Below are 12893 nucleotides of genomic sequence, written 5' to 3'. Positions count from 1 at the left end.
CGCGGCTTCTGTCCGACACGTTCGAGATTGTGCCTATTGCCTTCCGCAAGAGCCGCGATGAGCGGGACTGGGCAGGCAGGCGGCAGGAGCTGACGCTGTTCGGGCAAAAGGCTTATCTGGTTGAGGCAGCAGATCTTCGCGCGGATCATCGGTGGAGCGAAACCTCGTCAATCGAAAACATACGCCAGGATCTTCGCTTCCGCTCCTATGCCGATCATCTGGTCGATATCGTTAGGGATGAAGGCATCTCTTTGATCCATGCCTTTGGCGCGTTCCACCAGCGCGGGCTTATCGCAGCTTTTGCTGGCGCCAAATGCGGGGTGCCGCATATGCTGTCATTGCGGGGCGTCGATCTCGAGACGCGGATGTTTGACGCGATGGTTGCGCCGCTCCAAGCCTCGATCCTGTCGACCTCGTTGATCGTATGCGTAAGCGATGATGCTAGGCGTCTACTTGAAGGGGTGTTTCGACCATCGTGCCCTGTGCGCGTGATCCGAAATCATTTCGATCCCTCGTTGTTCGACGAAAGCATCGCCGAGTTACCGGAACTGCCCGACGATCCAGGCTCTGTAATCGGGTGCTTTGGAAAGTTTCGTCGGGTGATGGGACTCGATTTCCTGATCGACGCTGTGGCGGAACTGGCGCAGCGCCGCAAGATCACGCTTTTACTGGGCGGATCAATCCAGAAACGCGAGGCAGAGTATTACGAGGCGCGGATTGCGGAGAGCCCCGCATGCGCGCATATCGTCCGGATCGGCAGTGTGCCGCACCGGGCGATGCTTGGTTATCTGAAGCGATGTTCGGTGGCGGTCTATCCGTCGATCTCCGATGCCTCACCAAACAAGATCCTCGAAGCCATGTATGCTCGGGCCCCAATTGTGTCGACGCGCGTGGGAGGTATTCCTGAACTGGTGTCCGATGGCAAAGAGGCTCTCCTGGTAGAGGCGCGTTCGTCTTCCGCGCTGGCGCGTGCAGTCGAGAAGCTGCTTGACGATCCCATGTTCGCCCAAGCTCTTACGAGAGCTGCGTTCGATCGTGTCACGGGGGAACATGCTATTGACGCCGAACGCGACCTTTGGGTGGAAGTATACCTTCAGGCGTTACGGCTTGCCTGAGCGATGTGTGCCGCAATGATATCGGCTGTGCATCTTGCGCCTGAAAGGTTGATGGATGTCGATGGGGGCGGGGCAGATAACCTTTCGCGTATCTTGGCTGCCAAAGGGTCGGGCGCGAGATCGGCTTCGTATATTACTCCGAGTAGCAATCGTTGTTCGAGCGCCTTCGCGCGCATGCTTTGCTCGCGATTGGCCATGTAGGGATAAACGAGCGCCGGGGTTTCGGTGGCGAGGATATCCATCACTGTGTTGTAGCCCGCGAGGCTTATTGAAAGGGCAGCGCGGGAAAGCTCACGTCGGAAATCGCCTGAGAAACCACCTACCGTGACTCTTGGTTTCTGTTTTGCAATTACCGACATTTCCTTTCGGGCTGCCTCGCTCGTGTAGGGGCCCGTCAAGACATGCATTGCGTAGTCTGGAAACCGATCCGCCACTGAGAGACATGCGCGGGCCAGTTCGTCGCCTACCGCACCGCCGCCGAGGCTGACGAGGATTCGCTTCTCGCGCGCCGGATGCCCGGCAGGTCCTGATCCGTCCGTGACATAGCCGGTGTAGTGGATCATATCTGTAATTTCTGGCGTTGCCGCGAACGTGTCTTCCATCGAGATCAGGTTCGGATCGGAATGGACAAGCACGTGGTCGAAATACTCTTTCAGGATGCGCACGATCTTGGCCTCGCGCGCCGCCTGATCAAACTTCTGAACCATGATGTCGCGGTTCGAGCAATAGACCCGCGTGGCGGGGTTCGCCGAGCGAGCGCGGGCGATCAGATCCAGAATTTCCGGTTTGAATTTGTTTCGACCGAAAGGATAGAGCTCGACTACCACCGCCGCGAAGGAATGCGACAGAAGGGGCGCGAGCGCTTCCGATCGGGCGGCCCAGATTTCATCGACACTGCGCTCTCCCGCGGGATCGTAAAGAGAACTGTCGTGTTCGCGCATCAAAAGTGGCGGCAGGAAGACATGGGTGAACCCTGGCGCAACGATTGTTCGGCCGATATCGGGACCTCCTTGCACGAAGACAACGTCGAACCTGTCGAGAAGCGCTCGGCAGATCGCGAGGCTACGGCTGATATGACCGACTCCAAGTAAATGCTGGCAGTAGAAGAGTATCCTGGGCCGCGTCATGGTATTGCTTCAGGGCGCCGGAGGCTGCCGGTAATCATCAAATCCCGAAAAATCGATACCCTGCGATATGGCATACTGGCGCAATTCACGTGCACGGTTCGCCGCACCGGAAAGGTGGCTTGCGACAGTTCTCAATAGGCTCATCGCGATCTGCGGGTCGTGTTCGACCACGGCAAGGAGCTCTGACGCACCAATCCGGAGGAACGTACTGTCTTCCTCCGCGAAGAAATTCATCACACGTTCTTGGTTCTGGATCACCGCGAGATCGCCGATAAGGCGGCCCGGGGGTATATCCGTCACCCGGAGGCTCCGACCATCTCCGGTGGGCCAGTATAGCGCCCCTAAGCCATTTACACATAGGTAAGCGCCGTCCGGTGGATCGCCCGCCTTGAAAATCTGTTTACCGGCTTTCGCTTCGTACCACTGTGCGCCAAAGGCGAGCAGGCGAAGCTGCTTGCGGTCGAGGTCTCCGAAAAGATCCGTCTGCTCCAGAATTCTTAGCTTCTTGTTCAAGTCGTTGCGGGCGGTCGTATCTTCGGGCTCGGCCTCGCCCGTCACGGTGTCGCCAGCGATCCTTCCGTTAACTATCTCGACGTACAGGTCGTAGCTTTCGGGCCTTGCGATACGCTGCTCGATGAAGATCTTCGTCGTATCAGGCATCAGCTGACTCACCCGCTCCCGCATCTCGGCCCGCTGTTCGTCGGGATGGCTGGCAAGGGCGTTTCCTAGGATCAGGATATCGGGCTTCTTGATGCCGGCCCGGCTGAAGGCGATTCGTTCGCGGAAGACAGCTGGAAGGTTTTCGCCGCCTTGCGCCGTCTCGACGAGAAAGATCGATTGAGCCGCGACACGGCGAAGGTCATTTTCACTCAGGATGTCGACAAGAATATCCTCGATTTCCTTCTCGCGTGCGCCCGCGGTGCTTGAAATCCGCCCGAAGATTGCATTCCCCATAAGTGTCATCACAGGGATGTACTTCTCCGGATCGATGGGTTCGAACATTCCGCCCAATTCCTCGACCATTCGATGTGCCTTGGTCTTGCGGATCTCCAGAACTCGCTCTTTGAGCGCCTCGTCGAAGGCCGGGCCCATCTGTTCGGCCGAGAATGCGAAGGGAACAGTAAGAAGCAGCGCGAATTCCTCAGGCGGCAGGCCGGCGTCGCCCACCTCCCGGCGCTTCGCGGCGATGTCGCCAAGCTGAAAGTACAACTCTTCGTCAAGGTTCAAACGACGGAACAGTGGGTGATCAACGCCGTCATTGCCAAAGGTTGCGACAAGCCCTTCAATCAGATTGGCTGACATCTCGGCCAGCTCTTCAATGATCCCCTCCTCGCGAAGAATTTCGAGGAACCCTTCCTCTTTCGCGAGTGTGACCTGTGTTATCAGCCGTGTCGGCATGGCATAGAGAAGGTTGCTGCCGAGGGGCGAGACCGGGTTGAATTTGTCTGGGTCGAAGCGGTGGATCACGTCGTCGAGCCCGGCCTGCGAGAGACGGCGCGCGATCTCCGGCCGGAGGCGGACGATCGCGTCGCAAAGCTCGCGCTCTTCCTCCGGATCGTGGCGTGAACTGAGCGCTCTGCGTACCATGAAGTCGTCGATGCCCATTGCCTGAACGAGCTCGAACCACCATTCGTGGATCTCCTCACGGGAATCGAATCCTGCGCGCTGCGGATCGACCCATTCGGCGTCAAACGGATCGGGGCTGTTTCCTGAACGAAGCGCCTCTTCGCGCCATAGCTGTATTTCCTGAGATACCTCGCCCGCCAATAGAGGTTCGCGCTTGAAGGGCATCAGAAGGTTTTCCCCAAGCGAGCCCTGGAAGATGTAGGGCTTGGAATGGGCGTATCCGATGCGCGATGCCAGAACATCCTGGTGAAGCGCGTTCAATTCGTACCCGCCTATCGTGATCCTTCCACGGCGGGGTGTGACCTCGCGGGTAAGTACATCTGCCACGGCCAGCGCCGCAGTTTCGTTGTCGACCTTTATTCCGACCCGGCTTCCGCCGGGAATCGTGAGGTTCAAGTCTTCGAGGACCGAGTTCCCGTCCTCGTCCACGACCGTAACATCGGTCAGAACGATATCGCCGTTGAGGCGCGGAATTTCTTCGGCCTCGCCCTCGAGAAGCTCGTCATCGACAAGGGATTTCGGCGCGAATTTTTCGATGACCGTTTCCCAGCGTACCGCCATATCCTGGGTCGTGTTGTAGAAGGTCAGAAGCTCTTTCCAGGGGTCAGACAGATCCTTGTAGGCAGCGAGCGCCGCGACAAGCGCGCCGACGGTAATCTCACCCCGGATCGCAAGGTACCCGCCTACGGAGTAGAAGAAAAACGGGGTTAGCTGGTTGATGAAGTTATTCAGGAACTTCATGAAAAATTTCTTCTGAAAGATCATGAAGCGGATGTGGAACAGCCGATTGAGCTGGTTGGAGAACATTGACATCCGGTAGCGCAAGCCGCCATTCGTGCGGATGTCGCTGACACCGGCAGCAGTCTCTCCGATTTCGGAGGCGAACCGGCGCACTTCCTGGATACGTTGCTTGTTCAGCATGTTGATCTGGCGCTGGAGCTTTGGGATCAGCCAGGCCTGCAGAGGGATGAGTGCGACGGACGCGAGGCCAAACCAGAAGCTCTGAGCAAACAGAAACACAAGAATTGTAGCCATCTGCCCAGCCTGAAAGACAGGCTGAGACAGAAGATCACCCATCAGCCCGCCCATTGGCTCTGCTTCGGCGGTAATCATCGAGACAAGCTCTCCCTGGCTCGTCTTGCGAAAGTAGGGGCGTGGAAAACGGGTAACTCGGTTCAGCATCGCATATCGAAACCGGCGCAAAAGCCGCTCTGACAGTACGCCCTTCATTGTGTTCAGCCGCATCTTCAGAAGGCCGTTCACAAGAACCGAAAGGAGGAAACCGAAGCACAGCACCATAAGGAACTGCGTCTGCGAAAGCGTTAGATCGCCGAAGGTGACATTGTCGCCCGAACCGCCGATCGCATCGTTGATGATGCGCTTCGGCAATTCCAGGGAAACATAAAGGATAGGAAACGTCGCGAGGGTGACGATGAGGAGGACAATCTGGTTGCGGGCTGAATGCTTCCAGATGAATTTGAAAAGGCTTTGATCCATCTGGTATTTCTGCTCTTTCCCCATTGTCAGGTCAAACAGGGAATGCTGCTCGCAACAGATGCGCGCGAATTATTGATGGGGCGCGATCAGTGCTGCGAAATGGTGCCAGCGCTTCTGTCAAAATCCAGGTTGAATTACCCGTCAGGCAGCTGACGGCCCCGAAGGACCGCTTCCGAGAGTTACGGGCACATCGGCCTTTTTCAAGAGGATCATGTCACGCTCGATCGGATAGCCTTCCGGAAAGTCTTTCACACGGTCGATCACAGCGCTTTTCGGGAAGTTGAAAGGCGGGCTGAAGAGATCGAGAATTCGGAAATCGCCAGACTGGATGTCGGTGTTCTTGAACCCTTCGTCCACCGTGTGGGTAGATGTGAGGAGGAGCCGGTACTCCGTTTGCGCGGCATTCTCGAGGAAGCGGCCGATGTCCTCGGTTGAAAGGTGAAACAGGCAGTCGCGCACTATGAGCAGGTCACAGGAGGGCAACGGGTCGCGACAGATGTTGGCGGCGGCGAAGTGGATCCGATCACTGCCATAGCGCGAGATGTTTCTTTCGATTGTAGGCCTGTCAATGTCGAAGCCAGAGTAATCCACGTCTAGCTCGGGCAACACGAGCCGCATCCAGTTGAAATCACCGCAGGCGCCATCGAGGATGCTTCTGATATTGTGCCGCTTCACAACAGCCGGCAACCAGCCTCTGAGGGTCTCAGTATAGCGTTTCTCGGAGCCCTGACCGCTACCCGACTCCCGGCTATGCCACAGCCCACCCTTGTAGATCGCGCGAAAGCGCGCCTCGGTATCATCGAGTTCGAGCATCCTGCGATAGGCCGCCCGTTTGCGCAGCGTATCAGGATAACGCAACACGGCCAGCGCTGTCTGACCGGGTGTGTCGCGCTTCAGTTTCCGAAGTTCCCTAGAGATACGACGTAATAGGGGGGACGGCATTCAACCACCTTAACCAAGCCAATTCCTCGTTGTGTGACCGTTTGGGCCGGATCCTGCGGTTGTGGGGGCCGGCGCTTGTTTCCGGTTAGTGCTCAGGCATTGACGTTAACAACAATCCGGCCCTTGACCTGACCTTTGAGGATATCGCGCCCGAGCCCGGGCAGATCTTCGAGGGTGGCAGGATGGATCATGGCCTCCAGCTTATCCAGCGGCAGGTCGCGCGCGATGCGCGCCCAGGCCCGGACCCGGTTGTCAAATGGCTGCATCACGCTGTCGATGCCCAGCAGGTTCACGCCGCGCAAAAGGAACGGGATAACTGTGGCGGGCAGGGCGGCACCGCCGGCAAGCCCGACTGCGGCGACGGATCCGCCGTACTTCATCTGACCGAGCACACGGGCCAGCATCGCACCGCCAACCGCATCGATACAGCCTGCCCAGGTCTCTGTTTCGAGCGGGCGTTTCACAGTTTCGGCGAGATCCTCGCGCGGAACGATCCGGCTTGCGCCAAGACCGGTCAAATAGTCGGCGGTCTCGGGGCGGCCTGTGACGCCCGCCACCTCGTATCCGAGGTTTGCAAGAATTGCGGTCGCGACCGATCCTACACCGCCTGCCGCGCCGGTAACCAGGACCTCGCCTTTTTCAGGCGATAGCCCATGATCTTCGAGCGCCATTACCGCAAGCATTGCCGTAAAACCGGCAGTTCCAACCGCCATAGCCTGGCGCGCTGTCAGACCTTCGGGCAACGGCACGAGCCAATCGGCTTTCACCCGTGCTTTCTGAGCATACCCGCCCCAATGAACTTCGCCCACGCGCCAGCCGGTGAGCACAACCTTGTCGCCCGGTGCGTATCGTTCATCCTCCGAGCTTTCGACGGTACCTGCGAAGTCGATGCCCGGCACATGCGGATAGGTGCGCACGAGCCCCCCACCCGGCCCGATACAAAGCCCGTCCTTGTAGTTTACCGTGGAGTATTCGACCGCGACGGTCACGTCTCCTTCGGGAAGCTGCGCTTCGTCGATCTCTTTCACGGCGGCCGCCGTTTTTCCCTCGTCATCTCGTTCGACCAATAGTGCGCGGATCATTTTCTCGGTCTCCTAATTCCAGAATTCTTCATGTACGGTCGCTGGCCGCGGGCCTTCGGGGGTGTCGACCGTCAACTTGGTGTCCTGATCCCAGTGTGTCATGCGCACCATGCCAATGGCGACATTCGTCTGGAAATCCGGCGACCAAGCGGCTGAAGAAACACGCCCCACGATCTTCTCGCCATCGCGAAGCGGCCAGTGCCGGTCGCAGCTTGGTACACGATCGCCGTCGATTGAAATGGCGCGGATCTGCTTGACAGGCCCCTCTTTGGCGACGCGCAAAAGCGCGTCGCGCCCGATGCAGCCGATTGCTGTCTGGGTATTGCAGAACTTGCCGAGGCCGCACTCATGGGGAGTGTTCTCGCTCGTCATGTCGTTTCCATAGCTCAAGAGCCCGCTCTCGATCCGTTCAATAAGATTGGGGCAGCCGGCATGCACGTCCAGAGATTTACCCGCCTCCATAAGCGCGTTCCAGAGGGGCATGCCGATGTCGGAGCCTTCGACGTAGATCTCAAACCCACCCTGCTTCGAGTATCCCGAGCGGGCGATGACGAGACTACGCCCCATGAAATCAAGCCAGGAGTAGCGAAAAAAGCGGATGTCGCGCACCTGATCCCCGAAAACGGAAGCCATCAGATCTTCTGCCTTGGGGCCCTGTACAGCGAGGGGCGAGACATCGGGCTCGTCCACCAGAACGTCCAATCGATAACCGATCGCAAGCGCCTTGATCCAAAGAAGTAGATCGCTGTCGGCGATCGAGATCCACCAGCGGTCGTCAGCGAGCTTCAGGACGACAGGATCATTGAGCATTCCGCCTGTCTCGTCGACCACGGGCATGTATCGGCACTGGCCCGGAAGCATGGAACGCAAATCCCGCGGCGTCATCAGCTGGACAAGGCGCGCCGCATCTGGCCCCCGAAGTTCGACCTGTCGCTCGCAGGCGACGTCCCAGACTTGAACGGCCTCCTTCAAGTGTCGGTAATCCTCTTCCGGAGTGCGGAAGACGGTTGGCAAAAGCATGTGGTTGTAAACGGTATAAGCCTTGACGCCCGCCGCTTCTACGCCTTCTGAGAATGGCGTACGCCGGAGCCTTCGGGATGGCGAAATGAGTGCCATGAATCACTCCATGTTCCGGATGCGCTTACGCAGTTCAAATTTCTGGATCTTACCGGTCGCAGTTTTCGGGATCTCTTCGAAGATCACTGACTTCGGTGCCTTGAAGCCGGCAAGATGTTCACGACAGAAAGCGATGATATCCGCCTCTCCGGCTGTGCTGCCAGAGCGCAGCTCGACAAAGGCGCAAGGCACTTCGCCCCATTTCGGATGGGGGCGCGCCACGACGGCGGCAGTCTGAACGTCAGGGTGGCGGTAGAGCACGGCCTCAACCTCGACAGAGGACACGTTCTCACCGCCCGAAATGATAACATCCTTCAGCCGGTCGCGAAGCTGGACGTCGCCATCGGGATAGATGACCGCACCGTCGCCTGACCAGAACCAACCGTTCGACATGGCTTCGGCCGTGGCATCGGGATCCTTGTAGTAGCCCTTCATAACGGTGTTGCCGCGGATCGCGATTTCACCTTGCGTTTCGCCGTCGTGCGACACTGCTGCGCCCGTGTCACGGTCAATCACCGCGACGTCCTCGACGATCGGCATCGCCACCCCCTGACGGGCGCGCCGCGCAGCTTCTTCCGCGGAGCTCAGTTCGGCCCAGTCAGGCCGCGGAAGCGCTTGGGAAATGTGGCCGTAAGTCTCCGTGAGGCCGTAGACGTGCATCACCTCGGCCCCGAGCGCCGCCATGCGCTCCAGGATTGCCGGAGGGGGCGGGGCTCCGGCGGTCATCACCTGCAGGCGCGGAGAGAATGGGGCTTTCGGCGCCGCATCGCTTTCGGCAAGCATTTGCAGGACAACAGGGGCGGCCCCCAGATGCGTCACCCCTTCCGCCGCGATGGAGGAAAAGACATCCTCCGGTGCGGTCGATGCGGGAAAGACCATCGTGCCCCCGAGGATCGGCATCATCCATGGGTGGCACCAGCCATTGCAGTGAAACATCGGGACGACCGAAAGATATACGGGGCGCTGGGGCACGGACCAGCCCGACACCGTGCCAAGCGCCATCAGATAGGCGCCGCGATGGTGATAGACGACGCCCTTCGGTCGCCCCGATGTGCCGGAGGTGTAGTTGAGCGCGATGGCCTGCCATTCGTCATCCGGCATGCCGTCTCCCTCAAACGGGCCCGTGCAGAGAAGATCATCGTAGCTGGCGCCTTCACTAGCGGCGGCGCTCATTCCAGGTTGACGGATCTCGACGATCTCAGGGGAATTGTCAGCCGCATCGCGCGCAGAGCAAGCCAGATCCATCAGCGATGTAGCGGCAAGGATCAGCCGACTGTCGGAGTGATCGAGAACATAGGCGACCGTTTCCGTCTCGAGCCGGATATTCAGTGCGGACAGTACAGCGCCGGTCATCGGAACCGCGAAGTGCAACTCAAAGAGCTCCGGCACGTTGGGCGCGATGACAGTCACCGTGTCGCCGGGTCCGATGCCCTTGGCGGCAAGCCCCGCAGCGACGCAGCGGATTCGGTAGAACACCTCCGCCCAGCTTCGCCGAATATCGCCCTGCACCGTTGCGGTGTGGGGTGCATGTACGAGCGCCGCCCGCTTCAGGAAAGAAACGGGCGAAAGGGGCACGTGGTTCGCGCCATTTGGGGGGAGTGCTTCGAAATGCGTCTTCATCGCACCTTCAGCCCTCAGTTCGGCCCATGCCAGTCGATTTGGCAGATCTCCGCCGAACGGCCTTCGAAATCCCAAACCCGGCCGTGTGCACGGACGCGGGCCTTCGTTGCCATACCGACGGTAATGTCGGAACCCATCCAATAGTCGGTGTTCGAGATCGTGGTTTCCTTTCCGTGGGCGTTTTTCACCGGAACGATCTCGCCCTGGATCTTCTTGCCGACCATTAGTCGACGGGCGACGCCTTCCGTCTCGAAGGTGACAGGCGCGCGCTCCGCGCCAAGAAATTCGCTGACCAGCATCTTGAAAAGCCCAGTCGTTCCGCGTGCCGCCCCGGAGAAGATCGCGACCAGCGCATCATATGCAGCATCGCTCGCACGCTCGTCGATATAGGCCGCCGCCTTCCAGTTGCCGCGTCCCATATTGCCCGGGATATCCATGATGAGGCCAACGTTCAGGCCGCCCAGATCCTCGTCTCCGAAGGCGCCTTCGTCGATTCGAATGCCAACCCAAGCCTGGCAGTATCCCTCGGTGGGCGGGTGCTTGCCGAGGCTGACGACGCAGGGGCAGAAGACCGTGCAGTTACAATTCAGGATTAGTTCGCCCTTGAGCGACCAGTTGGGGATGGTGGTTGCGTCGAGTGCCATCGCAGTCTCCGTTTTCCGTCAGAAGAGGGGTAGTGCAAGTCCCGCGGCAATCAGCGCGAGCCCCGTTGGTTTCGTCAGATGTCGCCCTATTTCAGGCAATTTCTCTAGCATCATGAGCACCATTGCGAGGCCCATAAAGACCAGGTTCATGGTGCCGCCGACAAAGCCCAGCAGCATCAGCGCCCAGCAGCATCCAAGGCAATCGGTGCCGAGGCGGATGCCGTTTCGAAATGGACCTTCGTCCCAGTGCTGCATGAAAAAGGTGAGCGGTGCGCGGCAACGCGAGAGGCATGCCTCTTTCAGTGCACTGAACTGATAGACGCCCGCACCGATCAGGAGTGCCATGGTAAGCGGAAGAGACAGGCTTTGCCCCAGGCTGCCGATCAGACCAAATCGGAAGAGAATGACTTGTGCCAGCGCGGCCAGGGCCGAGAATCCTATCCATACTGCGAGGTACCCGCCTAGAAGCCGGCCGAACCCGGTGGACGCCACGTGTGACAGGTCATCGTAGGTCGCAAGCGCAGGAAGCGCGGTCGGTGCCATCATCGCCGCGCTCATCAGAGTCCACATCGCGAAGGAGGGAAGAAAGGACGATGCACCATATGCGCCGCCACAAAGCGTCTCGATGAACGCCGCCCCATAGAGGCCTTCGAGCACGCGCAATTCAGCTGGTGCCGCCATCCAGAACATCAGTGCCCAGGCGATCAGCACAGCGCCGAAGAAGCCAAGCCAGTGCGCCGCTCCCAGCGATCTGATCCGGTCTGCCAGCAAGATGCCCCCCATCGTGCAACGCGCGTTGACGTTGCCGCAAATTGCCTTACAATTAAATGTAAGACAAATGAAAAATCTCAAGCAGAAGCAACGAACTGATCTTCCTGCCCAGATTGCCAAGGCAATCCGCGATTCCATCCTGGCGGGGGAGCTGACTGCGGATGACCGCCTGCCGTCCGAGGCAGACCTCGCGGACACTTTCGATGTGTCCCGCCCCACGGTGCGCGAGGCGCTGAAACGTCTTGCCGCGCAGTCGCTGATCCGGACGGAGCGGGGTGCATTCGGCGGAGCATTCGTTCACCGGCTCTCCTATGAAGAGGCGCAGGCCCAGCACGCCACGACCTCGACACTGCTGCTCTCGATCAACGAGGTGGATTTCGAAGTGGCCTGCGAAGCGCGCTATGCGATGGAGAAATCCTGCACAGCGCTCGCTGCGGCGCGTAGAAGTGCGGATGACTTGGCAGCGATGCGCGCGGAGATCCACCGGCAGGGGCATCCGGAATTGAGCGATGAGGCGTTCTGCGCTTCGGACGTGGCGCTGCACCGTGCACTTGTCGACGCGGCTCAGAACCCGATCCTGTCGTATCAGCTTGCCGGTGCGGTCGAGGCGATGCAGCCCCTTATGAACATGATCACCTTTTCCTCGCGTTCGCGGGAAGAGATCGTCGGCCTGCATCATAATCTGGCCGATGCGATTGAGGCCCGCGACGCAGGTGCAGCTAACGATGCGCTTTGTGCACTCGAGCGCTACACGCTTGAACTCGGTCGGAAATTCATTGCCTCACGAAGCGTCTCAAGGGGCGGCTAGGCTCTCCCATGCTTGCCCGTGGCTAAGAAAGAAGGGGAGCCCAGATGGCACATCTGGATCGCGTTCGGGCAGAAAGGCTGATGGCCGAGGCAGGGCTCGACGCTCTTCTTCTCCTATCCCCGGAAAGCTTCACCTACGCCACTGGTGTATCGCCTGGCGTTGCGACCATGTGGCGTCGATCAGGGGCGGTTGCCGTGCTCGTGCCCGCTGATTCTGGGCAGTCTGAAACAGCTGTGGTGAGTGATCTATTCGCAAGTACCTTCCGGCGGGAGAGCCATATTTGCGATATGCGCGAAAGCCCGCTTTGGGTTGAAACAACCGTTTTGGATGGGGGCCTTTCGGATCTATCGCCCGAGAAGGCATTCCGCCGGGCCTGGGTGGCTGCGGGCCGTGCAGAAGATTTTGAGCGCCCGACGACCTGCGATCCTAACATTTGCTATCGCCATATCGCAGATGCGCCTGCCGAGCGCGACCTAAAGCATCCGGCCTTTAACCTGAGACATATCCGGCAGCCCTGAAGTAGTTCCAACACTCTTCGGGTGAGT

The 12893-nt window shown here is 59.2% G+C and carries 12 protein-coding genes; 4 read left to right on the top strand and 8 right to left on the bottom strand.

All coding sequences use genetic code 11. The features are described from left to right. Nucleotides 1-29: 29 nt before the first annotated feature. The gene (locus tag RXV90_RS15070; protein ID WP_316649655.1) at nucleotides 30-1115 is read left to right on the top strand and encodes a glycosyltransferase; all 1086 of its coding nucleotides are present in this window, start codon (nucleotides 30-32) and stop codon (nucleotides 1113-1115) included. Here the strand turns inward: RXV90_RS15070 and RXV90_RS15065 are convergent. Next, nucleotides 1094-1780: a glycosyltransferase family protein gene (locus tag RXV90_RS15065; RefSeq protein WP_316649654.1), complete on the bottom strand. Its 687-nt coding sequence runs from the start codon at nucleotides 1778-1780 to the stop codon at nucleotides 1094-1096. The two genes, RXV90_RS15070 and RXV90_RS15065, sit on opposite strands and share 22 nt — an antisense overlap. On the opposite strand from RXV90_RS15065, the gene RXV90_RS15060 reads away from it, so the two are divergent. Continuing rightward, complete coding sequence (locus RXV90_RS15060; RefSeq protein WP_316649652.1) at nucleotides 1739-2206, top strand: hypothetical protein; 468 nt, start codon at nucleotides 1739-1741, stop codon at nucleotides 2204-2206. The genes RXV90_RS15065 and RXV90_RS15060 overlap by 42 nt on opposite strands. 45 nt (nucleotides 2207-2251) lie before the next feature. Here RXV90_RS15060 and RXV90_RS15055 read toward each other — a convergent pair whose 3' ends face one another. The 7 genes from RXV90_RS15055 to RXV90_RS15025 all read right to left on the bottom strand — a co-directional run bounded on the left by RXV90_RS15055 (nucleotide 2252) and on the right by RXV90_RS15025 (nucleotide 11552). Further along, a complete protein-coding gene (locus tag RXV90_RS15055; RefSeq protein ID WP_316649651.1) occupies nucleotides 2252-5365 on the bottom strand; it encodes an ABC transporter transmembrane domain-containing protein in 3114 nt (1037 codons plus the stop codon). A 141-nt stretch (nucleotides 5366-5506) separates the two neighbouring features. Then, complete coding sequence (locus RXV90_RS15050; protein ID WP_316649650.1) at nucleotides 5507-6226, bottom strand: class I SAM-dependent methyltransferase; 720 nt, start codon at nucleotides 6224-6226, stop codon at nucleotides 5507-5509. A gap of 173 nt (nucleotides 6227-6399) precedes the next feature. Continuing rightward, nucleotides 6400-7389: an acrylyl-CoA reductase (NADPH) gene (gene acuI, locus RXV90_RS15045; RefSeq protein ID WP_316649649.1), complete on the bottom strand. Its 990-nt coding sequence runs from the start codon at nucleotides 7387-7389 to the stop codon at nucleotides 6400-6402. 12 nt (nucleotides 7390-7401) lie between these two features. Beyond that, nucleotides 7402-8505, bottom strand: coding sequence for a dimethylsulfoniopropionate demethylase (locus RXV90_RS15040; RefSeq protein WP_316649648.1), 1104 nt, complete (start codon nucleotides 8503-8505; stop codon nucleotides 7402-7404). A 3-nt stretch (nucleotides 8506-8508) separates the two neighbouring features. Then, a complete protein-coding gene (locus tag RXV90_RS15035; protein WP_316649647.1) occupies nucleotides 8509-10125 on the bottom strand; it encodes an AMP-binding protein in 1617 nt (538 codons plus the stop codon). Between the two features lie 14 nt (nucleotides 10126-10139). After that, a complete protein-coding gene (locus tag RXV90_RS15030) occupies nucleotides 10140-10769 on the bottom strand; it encodes a DUF1326 domain-containing protein (protein WP_316649646.1) in 630 nt (209 codons plus the stop codon). 18 nt (nucleotides 10770-10787) lie between these two features. Further along, nucleotides 10788-11552, bottom strand: coding sequence for a DUF2182 domain-containing protein (locus tag RXV90_RS15025; protein WP_316649645.1), 765 nt, complete (start codon nucleotides 11550-11552; stop codon nucleotides 10788-10790). 55 nt (nucleotides 11553-11607) lie between these two features. Between RXV90_RS15025 and RXV90_RS15020 the strand changes: the two genes are divergently transcribed. Next, complete coding sequence (locus RXV90_RS15020) at nucleotides 11608-12348, top strand: FadR/GntR family transcriptional regulator (protein ID WP_316649824.1); 741 nt, start codon at nucleotides 11608-11610, stop codon at nucleotides 12346-12348. A gap of 44 nt (nucleotides 12349-12392) precedes the next feature. Beyond that, on the top strand, nucleotides 12393-12866 hold the full coding sequence (locus RXV90_RS15015) for an aminopeptidase P family N-terminal domain-containing protein (protein WP_316649644.1): 474 nt from the start codon (nucleotides 12393-12395) through the stop codon (nucleotides 12864-12866). Nucleotides 12867-12893 lie beyond the last annotated feature (27 nt).

It is taken from the genome of Ovoidimarina sediminis, from assembly GCF_032586175.1.
Lineage (GTDB): Bacteria > Pseudomonadota > Alphaproteobacteria > Rhodobacterales > Rhodobacteraceae > Ovoidimarina > Ovoidimarina sediminis.
This window is presented reverse-complemented; position numbering and strand designations above follow the sequence as displayed.

What these genes read in the sequence shown, in the direction of transcription:
- RXV90_RS15015 (WP_316649644.1), top strand. Translation starts at nt 12,393, where the DNA reads ATGGCACATCTGGATCGCGTTCGGGCAGAAAGGCTGATGGCCGAGGCA.
- RXV90_RS15025 (WP_316649645.1), bottom strand. Translation starts at nt 11,552, where the DNA reads ATGGGGGGCATCTTGCTGGCAGACCGGATCAGATCGCTGGGAGCGGCG.
- RXV90_RS15060 (WP_316649652.1), top strand. Translation starts at nt 1,739, where the DNA reads ATGGACAAGCACGTGGTCGAAATACTCTTTCAGGATGCGCACGATCTT.
- RXV90_RS15055 (WP_316649651.1), bottom strand. Translation starts at nt 5,365, where the DNA reads ATGGATCAAAGCCTTTTCAAATTCATCTGGAAGCATTCAGCCCGCAAC.
- RXV90_RS15030 (WP_316649646.1), bottom strand. Translation starts at nt 10,769, where the DNA reads ATGGCACTCGACGCAACCACCATCCCCAACTGGTCGCTCAAGGGCGAA.
- RXV90_RS15035 (WP_316649647.1), bottom strand. Translation starts at nt 10,125, where the DNA reads ATGAAGACGCATTTCGAAGCACTCCCCCCAAATGGCGCGAACCACGTG.
- RXV90_RS15020 (WP_316649824.1), top strand. Translation starts at nt 11,608, where the DNA reads ATGAAAAATCTCAAGCAGAAGCAACGAACTGATCTTCCTGCCCAGATT.
- acuI (WP_316649649.1), bottom strand. Translation starts at nt 7,389, where the DNA reads ATGATCCGCGCACTATTGGTCGAACGAGATGACGAGGGAAAAACGGCG.
- RXV90_RS15040 (WP_316649648.1), bottom strand. Translation starts at nt 8,505, where the DNA reads ATGGCACTCATTTCGCCATCCCGAAGGCTCCGGCGTACGCCATTCTCA.